Raw genomic sequence first — 20363 nt, forward strand, 5'->3', positions numbered from 1 at the left:
CCATGAAAATCCACCTACGTCTTACCATCTTACTTGTATTATGCACAACAATATCTACCGGGTGGGCTCAGCAAAAAACCCGACTTCAAAATAACTGGGAGTTTGTTAAAGGCGACCTTGGCGGCGTTTGGGAAGCCGTTCGCCCGCAAACAGCCGGCGGACCGGAAACGCTGCCGCTTTGGGAAAAGGTGACCCTTCCGCATTGCTTTAACATGCGGGATGCTGTTGACCCGGATGTAAATTATTACCAAGGGCCGGGTTGGTACCGCACGCAGCTTAGCATAAACAACCCATACCCGGGCGGAAGAACAGTTTTACACTTTGAGGGTGCGGGACAGAAGTCGGATGTTTACATCTACACTAAAAAGGTGGGCAGCCACCTGGGCGGGTACGATGAATGGACAGTAGACATCACCGACGCAATAGAAGAGTTTAAGCAAGACCCTGCTTTTCAAAAACGTTTCAAGGGCAAAATACCGCTGGAGATACGATGTGATGACTCCCGCGATCTGGAAACTATACCCTCCCAGCTATCAGATTTTAATGTTTATGGTGGCATTTACCGTCACCTTAACCTGCTTTACCTGCCTGCGGTAAGCGTAGGTGAGCTGCATGCTAAAACAAGTATGTCGGCAGATGTAAAATCAGGCTATATCAATCCTATATTCACCTTTTACCATCCTGCTGCTGGCGGAAATATTTCCGGTGAAATAGTGGTAAAAAATACAGTTGGGAAGATAGTTGCCAAACAGCCTATCGACATCAATTTAGTAAAAACTGATTCAGCGACTTACGAGTTGAGCAAGCTTACTGTTAAGAACCCACATTTATGGACCGTAACAGACCCTTACCTGTACACGGTTGAGATAACGGCAAAACATCAGGGCCAAACATTTACTCACGCCGAAAAGGTTGGTTTCAGAAGCTTCCTTTTTGCAGATAAAGGGCCATTTTACCTGAATGGTAAACGTTTGCTATTGCGGGGCACCCACCGCCATGAAGACCATGCAGGCGTAGCCGCAGCCATGACCGATAGTATGATGTTGGCCGAAATGCAAATGATAAAAGACATGGGCGCAAATTTTATCAGGTTGGGGCACTACCAGCAATCTCGCAGAATATTACAGCTTTGCGATAGCCTTGGAATTTTGGTGTGGGAAGAAATACCCTGGTGCCGCGGCGGCTTGGGTGGCGACAAGTACAAGGCCCAGGCACGGGCCATGCTCAGCAATATGATTGCGCAGCACTATAACCATCCATCTATCATTCTTTGGGGGCTTGGAAATGAAAATGACTGGGAAGGAGATTTCCAGAAGTTTGACAAGCAAAAGATCCGCACATTCATGAGCGAGCTGAACAACATTGCACATAAGCTTGATCCATCCCGCAAAACAACTATTCGCCGCTGCGATTTCTGTAAAGACATACCGGACGTATACTCACCATCAATATGGGCTGGCTGGTACAGGGGCGTTTATACCGAATACAAGAAAACATCTGAAGAGGAATTTAACAAAGTACCACACTTCTTCCATGCTGAATGGGGCGGCGATAGCCACGCGGGCAGGCATTCGGAAAACCCGGACAAAGCACTTGCTGCAATTAAAGCGGGTAGCGGTAATGACGAACGTAAGGGGGATGCATCTTTGATAGGCGGTGCTGCCAGGGTTTCTAAAGATGGGGACTGGAGTGAAAGTTATATATGCAACCTGTTTGACTGGCACCTTAAGGAACAGGAAACCATGCCTTGGCTAACGGGTTCAGCATTTTGGGTGTTTAAAGATTTTTCTACTCCCATACGGCCGGATAATCCTGTGCCTTACATGAACCAAAAAGGTGTTGTAGACCGCGATCTTGCTAAAAAAGAATCTTACTATGTTTTTCAGTCGTACTGGGCCACAAAGCCGATGGTGCATATTTATGGCCATAGCTGGCCGGTTAGGTGGGGAGATGCCAATGAGCTCAAAATGGTTAAGGTCTACTCCAATGCCGACCGCACTGAACTATTTGTAAACGGTAAAAGCTATGGCATAAAACAACGCAATTCACAGGATTTCCCGGCAGCGGGGCTTCGCTGGATGGTGCCTTATCAAGAGGGTAATAATAAACTGAGGGTTGTAGCTTATAAGGGAAAGATGATTGTTTCTGACACCGTTTCTCAACGTTATCAAACAGCCAAATGGAGTAAGGCGGCAAAGCTTGTACTCAGCAAAGCTGACGTAGTTGGAGACATTGCAACTATACAGGCCACCTTGTACGATGCTAAGGGTGTACAGTGCCTGGATGCAACAAACTGGGTGAGCTTCTCACTTGCGGGTGACGGTAAGCTGATAGACGACCTCGGCACACCAACAGGTTCACGCAAAGTACAAGTATATAACGGGCACGCGCTGATCTCCGTAAAGTTGAACAAGGGAAAGTCTGCAATAGCAGTGAGCAGCGAAGGGATACCTACCGCAACCTTAAGTTTATAAACAATGAAGCATAAGTTCTTGCTGATCATTCCAATGATGTTAGCACTTTCCGGCTTTAATCAGTCTAACGATATGGAGGATCGGATCGCGGCTACCCTACGTCCATACATCCTCAAGGAGGCAGCCTGGGCAATGGAACAACAGCCGGCTACCATAACGGCACAAGTCAGCGACAGGAGCACCGGTGGCGTACATGACTTCTATTCGGAAGGTGATTATTGGTGGCCAAACCCTGCCGATCCTAACGGCGCTTACATACAAAAAGATGGTGTAACTAATCCCGATAACTTTGTTGCGCACAGACAAGCCATGATCCGCTTCAGTAGGGTAATAGGCGCACTGGCCTCGGCTTATAAAATCACTCATGATAAAAAATACGTTCTGCAGGCTGTTAAACATCTGCGAGCCTGGTTTATAGATTCGGCAACGCTGATGAACCCGAACCTGCAATATGCACAAGCCATAAAAGGTGTTGCCACCGGAAGGGGAATAGGCATAATAGACACCATTCACCTTATGGAAGTGGTACAAGGAATTATAGCTATGCAACCATCCGGTTTAATTGATAAGCGTACAACATCTGCTATAAAAAGCTGGTTCGAAAATTATCTTTACTGGTTGGTTAACAGCAAATACGGGAAAGACGAAATGAATGCCCGCAATAATCATGGTACTTGCTGGGTAATGCAGGTTGCCTGCTTTGCACGTTTCACCGGCAATGAAGCATTAACAACGTTCTGCAGAAAGCGCTTTAAGAATGATCTATTGCCCAACCAAATGGCTGCAGATGGTAGCTTTCCGCTGGAACTTAAGCGTACAAAGCCGTATGGGTATTCAATTTTTAACCTTGATGCAATGGCCACCATTTGCAAAATTTTGAGCACCAGGCAGGATAATCTTTGGCTGTACTCTACAGCCGATGGCAAATCCATAAAGAAAGGCATAGAGTTCCTGTACCCGTTTATAAAAGACAAAAGCAGCTGGTCGTTTAATAAAGACGTTATGTACTGGGACAATTGGCCGGTTGCACAACCCTCACTGGTTTTCGGCGCAGAGGCTTATGGCAATGCTGCCTGGCTAAACACCTGGGTAAAGCTAGACCACGATCCTGAAGTGCCGGAAATTATTCGTAATTTACCGGCGCGGCACCCTTTGGTCTGGTGATCATACCACCAGCGTGCTCCAGCCTTGCTGATCGCCCTTTAACTTTGACCGCTTTTTCTCCTGCATTACTTTCTTTATGCGCATAGCATATGTCCAGCAGGTACTTTGCCTAATTTGCAGCTTCTCCGACAATTGGTGCGATGATATCGTACCATTAGTGATGTACATGAGGTAGGTGATGTAAAAGGCTTTATTTATCGGGATTCGGTTGTTCTCGAAAATGGTATTGTGAATAGCTGACTCTTCGTAACTGCACTTGGTACACCGTCGGCTGTGCGGCAGCCGGCCGCCGCAATAACTTGTGTTCTCACAGCGGGTACAAGAGTAGCCGTCCTTCCACTTTAACGATGATAAGAAACCAAAACAGGTTTCCTGGTCGGGGTACTTGGCACTAAATTCTTCAAAGTTTAGCTCGGCAGAAAGTGCTCGCGATTCGGTAACACGTTCAATGCTGGTTTTAAGTTCAACATTGTCTTTCTCCAGCAGCACATTCATTCTTGATATCTCTTCAGCCTGCAATTCCAACTGCCTGTTTACAGTCAATAGTTGTCGGTTCTGGCGCTCAATTACCTCTTTCTGCAATTGCAACTTCTCCGATTTTTCCACCACCTCCTTTGTCCGGATAGCGACCTGCAATTCAAGTTCTCGGTTAATAGAATCCTTTAGCTCGGCGTTTAGTTTCATTTGCCGCATTGCTTCGTTATCAGCTGCTTCTTTCTCCTTTTTGAATAACCGTACCTGGTCGCCAATTGCAAACGATAAAAGCACCATTTCCATCACAAAACAGCCGCTTAAGCTATAATAACTTACCGCGGATGGTAAAAAGGTAAGGAGTTTTAGAGCGGTAAGTGCTTTAATTATAAAGCCTACAAACAATATGGAGTAGGCTAAAACAAAAAACCGCGCCGGCTGAAACCCTTTTCCATAGATGTAAATACCTGCCGCAAAACATACGGATAGTGGTATTACTTCCACAAACTTGTAAACAAACAGCCCTTTAGCAAACATAAGGCAGTACAGGAAGTACACCGATCTCAGTACAATTACCCAGTTAATCAACTTGTTAAATAAAGGAGCACGGTATTTTACCTGCAAAAGTTCTTTGCTGAATACCAATGCGAAAAAGCTGATCAGGTACAGCGCCACGCCATAGCCATAATGGTTTATTACCGGCATATCCGGCCACAAGTACTGAAAAGCAATCCCGTCAGCACTCATTTCATAGAGGCCAACACTTATAACGTAGAACACATAAAACAAGTAATGCTTCCTGCGTACAGCAATGAACATCAGCAAGTTGTGGAAGCAAAAGATTAGTATCATGCCATAAAACAGCCCATAACCGAGGTACTCATTCAATGCGTACCGCACAAAATAGCCTACCGTACGATACACCATTATAATGTTCACCAGGTTATGAGACCTTACCTTAAAATAGTATACATGTTCCCCCTTAGTGGCATTTTTTAGTAAGAACTCAAAATTTTTATGGTGAAAAAGGCGGTTGCTAAAACCCATGTTCGCGCCGGACTTCACCTCTTTGTATGTACCATTTGTGTCTGGTAAATAGGCAGTTACCTCATCTGTAGTCTGATCGAAGAATTCTATTAAACGAGTATTACTTTCCAGTGCCTCGTCAAATCTGACGCGTACACGCATCCAATAGGTGGACGCATTAACATTATTGCTCGGATACAAAGATTGATTGTTCTTGAATACCAATGCTTTACCTGTCACATCGGCGAAGTTGAGCTTGCCGGTTCTGTCTTCCAGCACTGCCACGTCGTTGAACGTAAATTTGTGCTGATCTAACTGATTATCAACATCCAGCACCTTTTGAGCCTTTGCACAAACAGCTGCCACACACATCAACAGGCATAGTATAATTTTTTTCAAATTATATAAAGGTTTAATATACAATAACTTCTATATGCAAGCTCATACCGGCTAACGCAAGTGGCTGACAGTACGCTCAAACTTTACTTATAGAAACAGGTGGTTTATAACATATCAAATATAATGAAATCAGATCTAAAGACCCACCCATTAAAGGCGATTTTCATGAGCAAAAACCTCCAAAAACCACACTTTTTTCTGTAGGGATTTAAGCATTGACTATCAATACATTGGGCACTCCGCAGTTGTTCGCAGAAATCAGATCCAGACACTTCACGTCATTCCCAATTTTTCTAAAGAAATAAAAACTTATCTACATACGGCGGGTTATTTAATCAATAATTAAAAACATCGACCATGATTGAACAGGATAAACTAACCCGTCGCCAGGTAATTGGCGGCATAGGCGCAGCAGTTGCCACGGCTGCCGTAACGCCGGTTTTTGGAGCCGGTGGACCATCAGCCTTTGATAGCGGCAGCACAGCGGCACCACTGGAAGACCCAACTCAAAAATACCCTAAGCCACCGTTCCAGGAGCAGTCGCAGCCATGGCCGGGACTGGCAAGCCAGATGAACCCACGGCCAGACCACGGCGAGAAAAGCTACAAAGGTACCGGCAGGCTTAAAGGCCGCAAAGCACTTATAACCGGTGGAGACTCTGGCATGGGCCGTGCGGCAGCCATTGCTTATGCACGCGAAGGTGCCGACGTAGCTATTAATTACCACCCTTCTGAAGAGCCGGATGCAAAAGAAGTAATTGCTTTGATTAAAGCGGAAGGCCGTAAGGCAGTAGCTATACCAGGCGACCTGCGCGACGAGGCATTTTGCAAGAAGCTTGTGGACACTGCTGTTAGAGAGCTGGGCGGTTTAGATATTTTGGTGAGCAATGCAGCCCGCCAGCAAACCAAACCGTCTATACTGGATATCAGCACCGAAGATTTTGATGCTACCATGAAGACCAATATATATGCGCCATTCTGGATCATCAAAGCGGCATTACCGCATTTGCCTCCGGGCTCTGCCATTATTGGTACCACATCAGAACAGGCTTACGATCCGTCCGCAGACCTGTATGATTATGCACAGACCAAAGCAGCTACCATGAACTTTGTTAAGTCACTGGCAAAGCAGTTTGCGTCTAAAGGCATAAGAGTGAACGGTGTAGCACCTGGACCAATCTGGACACCATTACAGGTGAGCGGTGGCGCTACTATGGAAAAGCTAAAACAGTTTGGCGGTCAAACACCCTTCAAGAGACCGGGCCAGCCGGCAGAACTTGCCTCAATTTATGTGCAGCTTGCCGCTGCAGATGCAAGCTACGCTACCGGGCAGGTTTACGGCTCATCAGGCGGCGCGGGCCAACCATAAAGCCACATAAATATACAAAAAAAGCCACGGCATACATCGTGGCTTTTTTGTTATACCCGCTTGCGCATGAAGTAAAAAGTTACAGGGATACGGGTAACAAAGCCCATGTCCTCGTATACCTTTATAGCGCGTGCATTATCGTCGCGGACGTGCAGGTAGGGTGTACCACCTTCTGCTTTTATACGGATGATGTGGTGCAGCAGTAATTGCCGCGCATAACCCTTTCCCAGGTGATCCGGGTGTGTGCAAACGGCGCTTACTTCCATGTAATTTCCAGCGTGCATACGCTGGCCCGTCATGGCTACCAGCTTTTCTTCGCTGAACACGCCTTTGTAGTGTCCGAATTCTATTGTCCGTTGCGCAAACGGACCAGGATTGGTAAGTTTTGTAAGGGCAAGCATCTGGGGTATGTGCTCTGCCGTAAGATCTTTAACTGCTACCAGGTTGTTTGGCTCTGGTGTGCCTCCCGTATGGACCATTTGGTAACCCGGAATAGTTGCTATTGCTTTCCAGAAGTCCGGGATGGTCGTGGTCCCGGCAGTCATAAACAATACCGACCGTTCTGCGGGGATCACGTTGTAAAGTTCACGAAAGTTTTCTTCGGTATTTTCGCGCAACGCTACAAAGGGCGAAACGTCCGCATCAAAATACTTTACGTGGTCGTTCCCGCCACCTAAATGCCGGTTGTTTGATATCAGCGCATTCCATGTGGGGTTATCCAATACGTGTGCCATGCAGCAAATGTACAAGATTACCAGTGTGCCGCTAAACCAGCCTAACTTTCCTGCCTTATGGCAAGTTTACTTTCGGGTGGTATCCGCTGCGTTACCTGTACCTTTTGTCGCCGCGGTAGACGATGTATCAGTAGAGTGCATACCCAGGGTATCTGCAGTGGTGCCGGTGGCTCCGCTACCTGTCGCGTCTCCGCCGCCCGATGGGTCCACACTCATCGAACTGGTATCTGCACCGCTGTTCTTTTCGCTTTTACCACCGCATGCTACTAACGCCATGCTTAAACACAATCCGCCAATCACAAAATACCTTTTCATACTGCTGTTATTTAAAGTATTAACCATTGTTTGTGGCGGTTGTTTCAGCAGATTTATCGATTTACCCCATTTAGATGTATCCATTAGACTTTACAGATTAACAACAATCAAATGCCTGTTTGAATTAATCACTGAGATAAAACCGTTTGGGAAAAGGGTAAATACCTATAACCAATCCCCAAAGAATTGTTCGTAAAATCTTTTATATCTTTTACCTCCGGCAGCAACAATTGCACTTTCCAGAAGCTCTTTTTTCTTCATTAAAGATCTCTCTTTAATTTCCAGTTTTAAAAATTTAATTACCGGAAGCAGTGCTAAAAGGAAGCTGGTTGTGTTTTGCGCACAATAGTCTAATATCGACCATTCATCTAAATCGTATTCTATTACTTCAGCCTCTGGGGCTGTAAAGGCTATTTGTGACCCCGAACTCCCGGCAAAAACATTAGTACCTTTCTTGTCTTCAATCTTGTCATAGAATTGGTAATCGCCAAAACGTAAGTAGATCAAATATCCATCGTATTCTTTAAATAGCTGATAGATCATTGCTGCCGACTGATCGTGTAATGAGTTGATATCGATAGCACTTTTAATTGTTGCCAGATTATTCTCTACATCGCTTACTTCTGATGAGTCCGTCGTAAGTTTTAGCCTTGTCAGATACCCTTTTATGTCCATTGCTTTGCTGTAATTTCAATCTTACTTATCTGCTACCTCTATCCATACCGGGCAATGGTCGCTGGTTTTTTCCCAGCCACGTACATGGCGGTCTACCTGCGCGGCCTTAAGCCGTGGCGACAGGGTAGGGCTCAGCAAAAAGTGGTCTATGCGTAAGCCGGCATTACGCCCGTAAGCATTGCGGAAATAATCAAAGAAGGTATAGATCACCTCATCCGGGTATAGCTTGCGTATAGCATCCGTCCAGCCCTGGTCTGTAAGCGCTTTAAATGCCGCACGGGTTTCCGGGCGGAAGAGGGCGTCCTCACCCCAACGTTCGGGCTTATAAACATCCAGTTCAGTTGGCATTACATTATAATCGCCGGTTAGGATAACCGGCAATTCAAGCTTTAGCAGTTCGGCAGCGTGTTTTATCAATCGGTCAAACCATTGCAGCTTATAGTCAAACTTTGGCCCGGGCGCGGGGTTGCCATTGGGCAGGTACAAGCCACCAATAATAATATCGTTCACGTTAGCCTCAATATACCGGCTGTGCAGGTCTTCGGGATCACCGGGCAGCACCCTGCTGCGTTCCTCTATATCCATACCTTTTGCCAGTATGGCCACGCCGTTCCAGCTTTTTTGCCCATGCCAAATGGCGTTATACCCTGCATCACGTATCTCCTGCTCCGGAAACTTTTCCTGCGGGGCTTTCAGCTCCTGTAAACAAACAATATCAGGGGCGCTCTCATTAAGCCAGCGCAGCAGTACGGGCAAACGGCCATTGACCCCGTTTACATTATAAGTGGCTATTTTCATAGTAGTGGTGCTATAATATCGGTTTACTTTAATGCCTTAGCAATGGCCTCATCGGTTACTTTTGCCATTATCTGGTAACCGGCTACATTGGGGTGCACGCCGTCCAGTGTCAGTTCGGCCTTTTGCCCGTTGCGGCTGTCCACCAGAGGTGTAAAATAGTCAAGCAAGATCAAATTATTTGCGGCGGCGTAAGCTTTAACAGCTTTGTTAAGGGCTATAATCTTTTCTGCAGGCTGCAGGCCTTTACGCCATGGGTAATCAAACACCGGCAGGTAAGCGCACAGGATAACTTTTATATGATGCAGCTTGGCTAGTTCTACCATGCTGGCCACATTGTCCATTATCCTTTCCGTAGTTACATGCCCCTGCGAACCGGCAATGTCGTTACTGCCCGCCAGTATAATTACTGCTTTAGGTTTAAGGTTGATAACATCCTGCCTGAAACGCAGCAGCAACTGCGGCGCTATTTGCCCGCTTATGCCGCGGTCAATATAATCGGGGTTGGTAAAATACGATGGCACCAACGCTTTCCAACGCTCAAATATAGAGCTCCCCAAAAATACAACGCGCTTGTTTGTTGGTGCAGGCAGTGTTTTGTTTTCGGCCGCATAGTGTCGGAGGTCGGCCCAATCGTCACTAAAGTCTTCTTTTGCGGCAGGAGCTTTTGCAGCGGTATCCGGTTTAGCCTGCTGTGCGTAAACACCAGCAGACAGTAGCAGCGCGGGTAATATCAGTTTTAATTTCATATGCAGGATGGCGACTTACCCGCCAAAATTAGTATTCTCTTTTAACCGATTAATAATTTAACAGTTTTAATCGCCTTCACCTTGTAGCCCCTCTTCTTCAAGGTCCAGCCGGTTCTCAATTCTGGTAATAACATCATCATCGTACCCGTCTGTGGTCCTGAACGCGTGGAGGGCGCTGCGCTCACTTTCTATTACGTCTACCATTACGGCTTTAAACCGCTTAAACATTTTGTTGGCCTCAGCCAGCTTCTGGTCATCACCCGCTGCGCCTTCATACAGTTCTTTCTTATAGCGTATGATATCCAGCCTGCAGCTCAGCAGGTCGTTTGCACCTACATCGTCCTTGTACTTCCCGCCAAGTACCTTTTCTGCTTCTGCCAGCATCTTTTGCTCTATTTTAACCACCTGGTGTTCTTCGGTCATTTCATCCGGCAGGTTCTCTGGTTTTACAAGCTTTATTACAGCAGGTAAGGTAAATCCCTGGCCCACAAGCGTAACAATAATGACCACGAAGGTGATAAATAATATAAGTTGACGGTGCGGAAAAGCGTGCCCATTGATCATGAGCGGGATAGCCAGGGCGGATGCTAACGATACCACACCGCGCATGCCTATCCAACTCAAAGTGAGGGGATTTCGCCATCCGGGTTTTCTTTGCGCCACGGTGATGTATTTACCAATAAAACTGGTGAACCAACCCGCAAACAGTGCCGATATCAGCCTGGAGACAATAACAACCCCGGTGATAATAAGAGAGATCTTGAGCGCGTCCAAAAACGACATTGACCCTATACCGCCGATGATCGCCGGTAATTGAAGGCCTATTAAAAAAAATATGACCGCGTTTAAAATGAACACGATAGAGGGCCATACGGCATTTGCTTTAAGCCTGCTGCTATGTGTAAGTACGTAATGGTTTTTATAGGAGACGAACAAGCCCCCGCTTACCACTGCCAAAACGCCCGAGGAGTGCACCGTTTCTGCAGCGAGATAAATAATATACGGCAGTACCAGCGCGAAGGCGATATCCAGGTTGCTGTTGGTTGGCAGCCAGCGATAAATGGCATAAAATACAAACCCCAGCAGCAGGCCTATAGCAATGCCCGATATTACCACTACCACAAAACCGTCTGCAGCATTGTACCACACAAAATTACTGCTGATGATAGCTGCCAGTGCAAACCTGAACACGGTTAAGCTAGTGGCATCATTAAGCAGGCTCTCGCCTTCTAATATGGATACCATGCCTTTAGGCAATTTCACAAACTGTAGTACGGCCGTAGCCGCAGCCGCATCAGGCGGGGAGATAATAGCGCCCAGCAAAAATCCCTGTGCCAGTGTAAAGCCGGGAATGATAAGCCAGCTTACCCAGGCCACCGTGCCTGCAGTGAATAGCACAAACCCCAAAGCCATAGCGATGATAATACGACGCCATTTCCAAAGCGCTTTCCAGGAGGTGTTCTGGGCGGCATCGTACAATATGGGTGGCAATATGCCAAGAAATACCATATCAGGATCAATCTTAATTACCGGGATGCCCGGGATAAAGCTGATGGCCAGCCCCGCTATTACCAAAAATATAGGATAAGCTATGCGCAGCTTTTTTGCCAGTACGATAAGAAAACATACACTGAGGATAAGCCCCAGGCAAAGCAACAAGATTTCGTGCATACGATCGGCCGTGAATTTCCAGGTAACAGAAAGCCAAGATAAATGTTTACACGCGCTAATGCAACGTGTTGGCAGTTAAGCTGCAGGTAATAAAATCCAAAAAGTGCTGCCATGCCCCAGCTGGCTGTCTACCCCAATTTTCCCACCATGCCTTTTAGTGATTTCCGAACTGATGTATAAACCCAGTCCAAGCCCCGAGAATTGGGAGCCGGTGTACTCCGCGCGATAATATTTACTGAACAAGTGTGGTATTTTGTCTGGTGCTATACCAGGCCCGTTATCCTTTACAGCAATTTTTATGTGGTCGCCATGCCTTTCGGCAATAAGGTATATCTCTTTTGATTCCGGTGCATACTTAACGGCGTTGTTAATGAAATTACTAAGCACCTGGTCTATCCGGTGTTCATCGCCGTATACCTCCAGATCTTTATCCCCCTGAAAAATCAGCTCGTACTTACCACCGTTGCGGATATACATGCAGCAGTTCTCCATCAACTCGGCTATTCTAAAGCGTTTTTTGTTGATGGTTAGCTGGCTTTCGTTTAGCCGGCCGGCATCCAGCAGGTCATCAATCAGTTCAACAATCTTCTCAACACTGCGGTTTGCCTGGTCTATAAGCTTCGGAAAAATATTTGGAACAGGGTTATCCTTCATCCTGTTGAGCAACTGCAACGAGGCACGCAGGCTGGTTACCGGCGTTTTAAGCTCGTGGCTGGCAATGCTTATAAAATCGTCCTTTTGTGCCTGCAGCATTTTCAGGTCCTGTATATCGGTAGCCGTCCCCATCCACTTTATTAATTCACCATGTTCATTTTTCAGGGGCAACATCCGTACAAGGTGCCAGCGGTAAACACCATCTACCCGCTTTTCCCTTATCTCAAACTCGCCGCCCGTGTTCCCGCTTAGTATCTTACCATACATGTCCAGGTTGTATTGCAGGTCATCAGGGTGAATAACCTCTCGCCATCCCCATGCTTTAGTTTGTTCAAAATCGAGGCCGGTGTAATTGTACCACTGCTGATTATAAAAATCAACTTCCCCGTCGGGCTTGTTGGTCCACGCGATTTGGGGCATCACATCCAGCTGCATTTGAAACTGCTCGGCGCTGCGCTGTATTGCCCGTTTTGTTAATACGGTATCCGTTACTTCTATAACAAAAACCAGTATGCCGTTCACATTATCGCGGAGGTCACGCTGTGGCTGGTAGATAAAATTAAAGTACCGTTCCTCAACAGGGCCATCATCGGTGCGGGCCATCGGTATCAGCAGTTCGTTACCTTCAAAGGTTGTCCCGGTATGATAAACGCCTTGCAAAATGTCCCATATAGGCTGATCCTTTATTTCGGGCACGGCCTCCAGTACCGGTTTACCCAGCAGTTCCCTGCCCGGAAAAAGTTGGTGGTAAAACGTGTTCACCAGCTCAAAAACCAGGTCAGGTCCGGTCATGATGCAGATACCCGCCGGTGCCTGTAAAAAGAAACGCTTTAAACGGTCGCGCTGGTTAAGCGCTTCCAACTGGGCCGCTATCAGCTCTGCTGTGCGTGCCACTACTTTTCCTTCAAGGCTCGCGTTAATAACCCTAAGTTCTTCCCGGGATAGTTGTAACTGTTCGTTGGCAGCATTCAACTCTTCATTCATTGATGCCAGTTCCTCGTTACTTGCCGCGAGCTCCTCATTCGAGATTGCAAGTTTATCACCTAATGTTGCTACGAACGATGAACTTCCGGCCGGAGTGATATTGTCTGTCGATGACCGCAAACCGGCTACTTCTTCAATATCGGTACAAGAGCCTATGTAACCTGCAAACGTACCATCAGCAGTGTACCTTGGCGAGCCTTTGTCCAGCATCCAACGATATTGGCCATCATGCCTGCGCAACCGATATTTAATCTTGAATTCCTTACGTGTATCAAACGACACTGTATAACTTTCCAGCCATTGCGGCAAGTCATTGGGGTGTATGCCTGCTGTCCATCCGTTGCCATATTCCTCTTCCATTGTACGGCCGGTAAACGTAAGCCAGCCTTTGTTAAAAAAGTAGCAAAGCTTATCAGTTCCGGCTAACCACATCAGTATCGGCGCTGCGTCAGCCATCAGCTTGAACTGCTCTTCAACGGTAATTAATTTATTTTCGCTTGCAGACATTTATAATTGTTGTACCAGGAGAGCCCGGTAACTTATCACAGGTAAACATGGTAAAACTTAACCGTATTTTAAAATGCTAAAATTTCGTCAGCAGAGGTGTTTATCAGCCAAAACAATTTGTAAAGCCATTTTTCGTTTTGCATCTTAGCACTCTCATTCTTAATTAATTTATGAACTTTAACAGAAAACTTTCTTTAACCGCAATGGCGCTGCTTATTGCCGGCGGCAGCTTTGCACAGGTTAAAAGAAAGCCTACACCATCCCCTAAACAAAAACCCGTACCCGTGGCAGACCAGGTACGCGGCAACATACTACCGGTAGACCCATCCGTGCTTATTGGCAAACTGCCCAACGGCTTAACCTACTATATCCGTCATAACGAGCAGCCTAAGAACCGCGCCGAACTTTACCTTGTAGTAAAAGCAGGGTCCGTATTGGAGACTGATGCGCAGCAGGGCCTTGCACACTTTGTAGAGCACATGGCCTTTAACGGCACGCGCGACTACCCTAAGAACAACCTGGTAAACTACCTTCAAAAATCGGGCGTACGATTTGGCGCCGATCTTAACGCATATACATCTTTTGACGAAACAGTTTACCAGCTGCCGCTACCTACAGATAGCGCAGAGGTCTTTCAGCAAGGCTTTAATATTTTAGCCAACTGGGCAGGACAGATCAGCTTTGATCCTTCTGAAATTGATAAAGAACGCGGCGTTGTGCTTGAAGAAGCACGTCTTCGGGGCAAGAACGCGCAGGAACGACTAAGCCAGCAAACGTTGCCGGTAATTGCCAATAACTCGCGCTACGCTACCCGCCTGCCTATCGGCAAAGAAGACATTATAAAATCTTTTACCAGCGAAACCATAAAAAGCTTTTACAAGGATTGGTACCGGCCAGACCTGCAAGCAGTAATTGCCGTTGGCGACTTTGACGTAAAAACTGTTGAACAATACATTAAAAATAAATTTTCGTCGCTGGCAAATCCGGCTGGAGAAAAGCCAAGGGTAGTTTACGCCGTACCGCCAACGCCCGGCACCGTAGTGAAGATTGCTACAGATAAAGAGTTCCCGTATACGCTGGCGCAAATAATTGTTAAACACCCTAAAACAACCATCCGCACACAGGCAAACTACATGCAAAGCCTGCGCGTGAACCTGTTTAACTACATGATCAACGAGCGCCTTAACGAGCTGCAGCAGAAGCCCGAGCCGCCGTTCCTGTACGCGCGTGCAAACTATGCGGCTACTATTGGCAATCAGGACGCGTTCTCTTCTACCGTGGTATCAAAGCCAGGCGACCTGGAGCATGCTGTTAAAGTATTAGTTGGCGAAACAGAGCGCGCCCGTAAATTTGGCTTTACGCTTACCGAACTTGAACGTGCCAAGCAAGCTATGCTGGTGCAGATACAAAACGCATACAATGAGCGCGATAAAACCAATTCTACCAGCTTTATACGCGAATACAGTCAAAATTTCCTAAACGGTGAAGCTATACCGGGTATAGCGTTTGAATATACTTTTATAGCAGAGAACATCAATCGCATTAGCACTGCCGAAATGAACGGTTTAGCAGGTAAATTCATTAGTGACCAAAATCGGGTGATTATAGTTGAAGGCCCGGAAGCTGATAAAGATAAACTACCCTCAGACAAAACAATTTTGGGGTGGATTGGCTCCGCAGGTGCAAACGTTACGGCTTACGTGGACAACGTTACCACTCGTCCATTAATGGAGAAAAAGCCTGAAGGATCTAAAGTAGTAAGCGAAGTTAAAGATGAAGCCATAGGAACTACCACTTACGTGCTGCAAAACGGCGTAAAGGTGATACTTAAACCAACTGACTTTAAGAACAACCAGGTATTAATAAACGGCTACAGCTTTGGCGGAACCTCCCTTGCAAACGACCAGGACTTTACATCAGCCAACCTGGCAGCGCCGATAATAGGCAGCAGCGGTATTGCCGATTTTAATCAGGGCATGCTGGATAAAATGTTGGCAGGTAAAAACGTTAGTGTAAACCCGTACATCAGCGATATCACACAAGGTATAAACGCTAACGCCTCTCCTGCAGATTTTGAGACAGCAATGCAGCTTATTTACCTGTATTTCACTCAGCCACGCAAAGATGCCGATATCTGGAAGGGCAACATCAACCAAACACGTTCTATACTGGCCACCCGTGGGGTAGATCCCGGTAGCGTGTTCCAGGATACGGTTGCGGCTGCACTCAGCAATAATAACTTTCGCTCCATGGTTACCACCACTGCAAACCTGAACGCAGCAACGCTGGACAAGGCGTACAACTTCTATAAAGATCGTTTTAGTGACGCCAGCGGGTTTACTTTTACCTTCGTGGGGAACTTTGACCCGGAAGTGTTAAAACCTTACATAGAGGCTTATTTAGGTGGCCTTCCTTCAACTAATAAAAAAGAAACGTACCGTGATCTCAATATCCACCCAGCGGAAGGACAGATCACCAAAACAGTTTATAAGGGCATTGATGATAAAGCTACTGTTCAGCTGGTGTTTAGCGGCAAATACGACTACAGCGAGCCAAACAACCTGCAGATGGATGCCCTTGAAGAGGTGCTCAACATTAAGCTAACGGAGCGCTTGCGGGAGCAGGAAAGCAGCGTTTACGCGCCGGGGGTGCGTTTTGCTTACAACAAGCTGCCATCCGCTAGGTACACCGTTACAATATACTTTACCTGCGGCAGCGCCAATGTTGATAAACTTATTGCTGCAACAATGGATGAGATAAGCAAACTGAAGCTTAACGGAGCACAGCCTGCCGATATTCAAAAGTTTGTAGCTGAAGAAGCGCGCTCTACCCAGGTGCAGCTTAAGGATAACATTTTTTGGGCAGGATACCTGGGTGCAGCCGCGCAAAACGGCCAAAACCCCGACGATATCTTGAGCCATGTAAGTCACCTGGACCAGGTGACACCGGCAAGCACTAAGGCAACTGCTTTAAAATACCTCAATAGCAGTAACCTTATCAAGCTGATATTGATGCCTGAAAAGAAGTAACCTAAACAAGAACGCCCGGTTGTACCGGGCATTCTTGTTTAATATTGTATCGAAGTAGTTTGCTAGTGCATATTTATAGACGCGTCGGCAGATGAGTTTGGCTGATACACCAGTATGCCCACGCACTTACCGGAGGGATTGATCTCGAAAGAAATTCCTTTTTCTGTATCTGTATAAGTTTGTATAGTTTGCCCCTGCGCATTGTGGTTATTTCCTTGTTTAAGGGTGTAGTATTTTTTGATGTCGGCCAGCGTGTTTCCTGTGCTGATGTACTCTGAGGTTTTAAACCAGGGTGAGGTCACCAATATTTTTTTTATCCGCTGTACGGCTTCATCCTTACCCCCCATGTTGCGGTGAGCAAATATGCTGGTTTTGTATTTGGTGGTATCATGGTCTGCATACCAGGTATAAAGGGCACTACCCATAGCTGCATCGCTACAATCCGGCCGGCCAAGTGTACTGGCTGCCGAATCAAGGCTGCTATTAAGCTTTATATGCCCAATGCTTACGCCGGGTTCTATTAACTGCTCTGCTGGTATTGCTTTAACTTCGGTGGTGTCGGGCACATCAGCCATCTGCTTTCCGCTTTTTTGCTTGCAGGCAGTTGTAAAAAAAACAACTGTAAACACCAGTATATATCCGCAGATTTTCATATTATAACATTTTGAGTATTTTACGGTTGATATATAACTTCAGAAAAGGGGTTTTGTTAGCACGATGAATTCAAAAGGGCAGCAGGTCATTCAGCAATGGTATAAACAGAAGCAATGGAAACAGTTTCCGTTCCAGCGTGAGATGGAGGAAGCTTACCTCTCCGGCTACTCCGGTCTGCTAAATGCGCCTACAGGCAGTGGTAAAACATTTGCGCTGTTTTTGCCATTCCTCGCCGATTTCATCAACAAGCATCCAGACACTTATCAAACCAAAAACAACAACGGTTTGCTGATGCTGTGGATCACGCCGCTTCGCGCACTCACTAACGACATCCGCAAAGCGATGCAGGAAGTATGCGACGAATTGGGTATGCCCTGGCGGATACTTACCCGTACCGGCGACACATCTGCCGCAGATAAAGCCTCGTTGAAGAGAAAACTACCCGAAGTACTGCTAACCACGCCTGAAAGCCTGCACCTGATGCTTGCCCAAAAAGAATATGCAAAAGTTTTCCAGGGTTTGCAGGTATTGGTTTGCGATGAGTGGCACGAACTGCTGGGCACCAAGCGCGGCGTACAGGTAGAACTTGGATTGAGTAGGCTGAAGAAGTTGGCATCAGGCGACCAGCAGTTTGCAATAAGCAGTGTTCAATCAACTGAATTGATTAAACCGCAAACTGCAAACCGCCAACTGCGATCTTTAAATCGCCAACTCAAGATATGGGGCATTTCTGCAACCATCGGCAATTTGGAACAGGCAGCTGAGGTACTGCTCGGGAACGATTTCCCACCGGACCAGATCAGGATGGTAAGGGCTAAAATTGATAAGCGCCTGGTGATAGAATCTGTAATCCCGGAGAATATAGAGAACTACTCGTGGGCTGGCCACATAGGAGTTAAGCTGCTGCCGCAGGTGATGGAGATTGTGGCCAAAAGTAAGACTACGCTGATATTTACCAATACCCGCTCACAGAGTGAGATATGGTACCACGCCATAATTGATAACTACCCTGAATACGCAGGCATTATGGCTATGCACCATGGTTCCCTGGATAACGAACTACGCAACTGGGTAGAGCAGGCACTGCATGCCGAAGCCTTAAAGGTGGTGGTATGTACCTCCAGTCTCGACCTCGGGGTGGATTTCCGGCCGGTGGATACCGTAGTACAGGTAGGCAGCCCTAAAGGTGTAGCACGTTTTATGCAGCGTGCCGGCCGTAGCGGCCACCACCCAGGGGCGATATCTAAAGCGTACTTTGTGCCTACCCACTCGCTTGAGTTGCTGGAGGGTGCCGCCTTAAAAGATGCCATAAAGAAAGGCGTGTTCGAGAGCCGGGACCCGATGCTGCTTACCTTCGATGTGCTGATACAGTACATGGTAACGCTGGCGGTTTCGGATGGCTTTAGGGCTGATGAACTGTTTGCCGAACTAAAGAGCACCTTTGCCTTTGCAGACATGCGCCGTGATGAATACAACAAACTGCTGGACTTTATTGTAAGCGGTGGCAAAACCCTTGCGCAGTACGACGAGTTTCTGAAGGTGGAAGTGGAAAACGGCCTTTTTAAAGTAAACAGCCGCCGGGTGGCCATGCGTCATCGCCTGAGCATTGGTACCATTACCAGTGAGCTAAGCATACGTGTAAAATGGCTCAGCGGCGGGAGCCTGGGCACCTTAGAAGAAGGTTTTATTTCTAAACTAAAACCCGGAAACACTTTCTGGTTCGCGGGTCGTAGCCTGGAGTTTATTAAAGTGAAGGACATGACCGCCTATGTAAAAAAATCAAAGGCAACTAAAGGACTAATCCCAAGCTGGGCAGGGGGCAGGATGCCGTTATCATCTCAACTTTCGGCGGTATTCCGCGATAAGCTGGACGAGGTGGCACACGGCATAGAACAGGATATAGAAGTTAAGGCGCTAAAACCATTGTTTGATCTGCAAAGCCAATTATCGCACCTTCCGCAAAGCCACGAGTTTTTAATAGAATCGTTTAAATCCAAAGAAGGTCATCACCTGCTGTTTTACCCTTTCGAGGGCCGCCTGGTACACGAGGGCATGGCCAGCTTGCTGGCTTACCGCATATCGCGTATAAGGCCTGCCAGCTTTTCTATCGCCATGAACGACTATGGGTTTGAACTGCTTACCGACGAAGATATCCCTATTGAAGAAGCATTGGAAGATGCCGACTTCTTCTCCATTAACAACCTGATAGAAGACATCCAGAACAGCCTTAATGCCAACGAAATGGCCCGGCGTCGCTTCCGGGATATTGCGCACATTGGTGGGTTGGTATTCACCGGCTACCCGGGGCAGCAGATCAAGAACAAGCATTTACAGGCCTCTACATCACTGTTGTTTGAGGTATTTAACGAGTACGAACCCGACAATCTGCTGGTACGGCAGGCTTACAATGAAGCCCTTGCCTTTCAGCTTGAAGAGTTTCGCCTAAGGGCCGCCCTGCAGCGTATACAAAAGCAAAGCATTGTTTTAAAGGTGATTGAACGCCCTACGCCATTTGCTTTCCCGATAATGGTTGACAGCCTTGGCCGTGAAAAGCTCACCACAGAAACGATGGAAGAACGTATTGCTAAAATGGCACGGCGGTACCATGTTGACGAAGAAGACGCCGGCAAGATCGCGCCAAAGCCCCGTCGTGTTGGTGTTATACGGAAGAAGGGTTTTTAGGGACGAGTGTTC

The 20363-nt window shown here is 46.9% G+C and carries 14 protein-coding genes; 5 read left to right on the forward strand and 9 right to left on the reverse strand.

Features of this window, described 5'->3' with window-relative positions:
- Positions 1 to 2: 2 nt before the first annotated feature.
- Complete coding sequence (locus DYU05_RS18915) at positions 3 to 2474, forward strand: glycoside hydrolase family 2 TIM barrel-domain containing protein (RefSeq protein ID WP_117384724.1); 2472 nt, start codon at positions 3 to 5, stop codon at positions 2472 to 2474.
- Between the two features lie 3 nt (positions 2475 to 2477).
- Positions 2478 to 3638 (forward strand): alginate lyase family protein, encoded by a 1161-nt coding sequence (locus DYU05_RS18920; RefSeq protein WP_117384725.1) that lies wholly within the window; start codon positions 2478 to 2480, stop codon positions 3636 to 3638.
- Here DYU05_RS18920 and DYU05_RS18925 read toward each other — a convergent pair whose 3' ends face one another.
- On the reverse strand, positions 3639 to 5534 hold the full coding sequence (locus DYU05_RS18925) for a 7TM diverse intracellular signaling domain-containing protein (RefSeq protein ID WP_235854063.1): 1896 nt from the start codon (positions 5532 to 5534) through the stop codon (positions 3639 to 3641).
- Positions 5535 to 5891: 357 nt separating this feature from the next.
- On the opposite strand from DYU05_RS18925, the gene DYU05_RS18930 reads away from it, so the two are divergent.
- Complete coding sequence (locus tag DYU05_RS18930; protein WP_117384727.1) at positions 5892 to 6902, forward strand: SDR family oxidoreductase; 1011 nt, start codon at positions 5892 to 5894, stop codon at positions 6900 to 6902.
- Positions 6903 to 6952: 50 nt separating this feature from the next.
- Here the strand turns inward: DYU05_RS18930 and DYU05_RS18935 are convergent, their stop codons facing one another.
- The 7 genes from DYU05_RS18935 to DYU05_RS18965 all read right to left on the reverse strand — a co-directional run bounded on the left by DYU05_RS18935 (position 6953) and on the right by DYU05_RS18965 (position 13986).
- Positions 6953 to 7636, reverse strand: a complete 684-nt coding sequence (locus DYU05_RS18935; RefSeq protein WP_117384728.1) for a GNAT family N-acetyltransferase — start codon at positions 7634 to 7636, stop codon at positions 6953 to 6955.
- A gap of 66 nt (positions 7637 to 7702) precedes the next feature.
- Positions 7703 to 7951 (reverse strand): hypothetical protein, encoded by a 249-nt coding sequence (locus DYU05_RS18940; protein ID WP_133300265.1) that lies wholly within the window; start codon positions 7949 to 7951, stop codon positions 7703 to 7705.
- A gap of 165 nt (positions 7952 to 8116) precedes the next feature.
- On the reverse strand, positions 8117 to 8626 hold the full coding sequence (locus DYU05_RS18945) for a hypothetical protein (RefSeq protein WP_117384730.1): 510 nt from the start codon (positions 8624 to 8626) through the stop codon (positions 8117 to 8119).
- Between the two features lie 21 nt (positions 8627 to 8647).
- Positions 8648 to 9424 carry an exodeoxyribonuclease III gene (gene xth, locus DYU05_RS18950; protein WP_117384731.1) on the reverse strand — a complete coding sequence of 259 codons (777 nt, stop codon included), beginning with the start codon at positions 9422 to 9424 and terminating at the stop codon, positions 8648 to 8650.
- A gap of 23 nt (positions 9425 to 9447) precedes the next feature.
- Positions 9448 to 10170, reverse strand: coding sequence for an SGNH/GDSL hydrolase family protein (locus DYU05_RS18955; RefSeq protein WP_117384732.1), 723 nt, complete (start codon positions 10168 to 10170; stop codon positions 9448 to 9450).
- 66 nt (positions 10171 to 10236) lie between these two features.
- Positions 10237 to 11841, reverse strand: coding sequence for a Na+/H+ antiporter (locus tag DYU05_RS18960; protein WP_117384733.1), 1605 nt, complete (start codon positions 11839 to 11841; stop codon positions 10237 to 10239).
- Between the two features lie 75 nt (positions 11842 to 11916).
- Positions 11917 to 13986: a PAS domain-containing sensor histidine kinase gene (locus DYU05_RS18965; protein ID WP_117384734.1), complete on the reverse strand. Its 2070-nt coding sequence runs from the start codon at positions 13984 to 13986 to the stop codon at positions 11917 to 11919.
- A gap of 170 nt (positions 13987 to 14156) precedes the next feature.
- Between DYU05_RS18965 and DYU05_RS18970 the strand changes: the two genes are divergently transcribed.
- Positions 14157 to 17015, forward strand: a complete 2859-nt coding sequence (locus DYU05_RS18970) for a M16 family metallopeptidase (RefSeq protein WP_117384735.1) — start codon at positions 14157 to 14159, stop codon at positions 17013 to 17015.
- Positions 17016 to 17077: 62 nt separating this feature from the next.
- On the opposite strand, the gene DYU05_RS18975 is transcribed toward DYU05_RS18970, so the two are convergent.
- Complete coding sequence (locus DYU05_RS18975) at positions 17078 to 17668, reverse strand: hypothetical protein (RefSeq protein WP_117384736.1); 591 nt, start codon at positions 17666 to 17668, stop codon at positions 17078 to 17080.
- 64 nt (positions 17669 to 17732) lie between these two features.
- Here DYU05_RS18975 and DYU05_RS18980 point away from each other — a divergent pair, with 64 nt between their 5' ends.
- Positions 17733 to 20351, forward strand: coding sequence for a ligase-associated DNA damage response DEXH box helicase (locus tag DYU05_RS18980; protein ID WP_117384737.1), 2619 nt, complete (start codon positions 17733 to 17735; stop codon positions 20349 to 20351).
- The last annotated feature ends 12 nt before the right edge of the window (positions 20352 to 20363 follow it).

Origin of the sequence: Mucilaginibacter terrenus (genome assembly GCF_003432065.1) — a bacterium.
GTDB classification, from domain to species: domain Bacteria; phylum Bacteroidota; class Bacteroidia; order Sphingobacteriales; family Sphingobacteriaceae; genus Mucilaginibacter; species Mucilaginibacter terrenus.

What these genes read in the sequence shown, in the direction of transcription:
- DYU05_RS18935 (WP_117384728.1), bottom strand. Translation starts at nt 7,636, where the DNA reads ATGGCACACGTATTGGATAACCCCACATGGAATGCGCTGATATCAAAC.
- DYU05_RS18930 (WP_117384727.1), top strand. Translation starts at nt 5,892, where the DNA reads ATGATTGAACAGGATAAACTAACCCGTCGCCAGGTAATTGGCGGCATA.
- DYU05_RS18970 (WP_117384735.1), top strand. Translation starts at nt 14,157, where the DNA reads ATGAACTTTAACAGAAAACTTTCTTTAACCGCAATGGCGCTGCTTATT.
- xth (WP_117384731.1), bottom strand. Translation starts at nt 9,424, where the DNA reads ATGAAAATAGCCACTTATAATGTAAACGGGGTCAATGGCCGTTTGCCC.
- DYU05_RS18965 (WP_117384734.1), bottom strand. Translation starts at nt 13,986, where the DNA reads ATGTCTGCAAGCGAAAATAAATTAATTACCGTTGAAGAGCAGTTCAAG.
- DYU05_RS18920 (WP_117384725.1), top strand. Translation starts at nt 2,478, where the DNA reads ATGAAGCATAAGTTCTTGCTGATCATTCCAATGATGTTAGCACTTTCC.
- DYU05_RS18955 (WP_117384732.1), bottom strand. Translation starts at nt 10,170, where the DNA reads ATGAAATTAAAACTGATATTACCCGCGCTGCTACTGTCTGCTGGTGTT.
- DYU05_RS18915 (WP_117384724.1), top strand. Translation starts at nt 3, where the DNA reads ATGAAAATCCACCTACGTCTTACCATCTTACTTGTATTATGCACAACA.
- DYU05_RS18940 (WP_133300265.1), bottom strand. Translation starts at nt 7,951, where the DNA reads ATGAAAAGGTATTTTGTGATTGGCGGATTGTGTTTAAGCATGGCGTTA.
- DYU05_RS18980 (WP_117384737.1), top strand. Translation starts at nt 17,733, where the DNA reads ATGAATTCAAAAGGGCAGCAGGTCATTCAGCAATGGTATAAACAGAAG.
- DYU05_RS18975 (WP_117384736.1), bottom strand. Translation starts at nt 17,668, where the DNA reads ATGAAAATCTGCGGATATATACTGGTGTTTACAGTTGTTTTTTTTACA.
- DYU05_RS18945 (WP_117384730.1), bottom strand. Translation starts at nt 8,626, where the DNA reads ATGGACATAAAAGGGTATCTGACAAGGCTAAAACTTACGACGGACTCA.
- DYU05_RS18960 (WP_117384733.1), bottom strand. Translation starts at nt 11,841, where the DNA reads ATGCACGAAATCTTGTTGCTTTGCCTGGGGCTTATCCTCAGTGTATGT.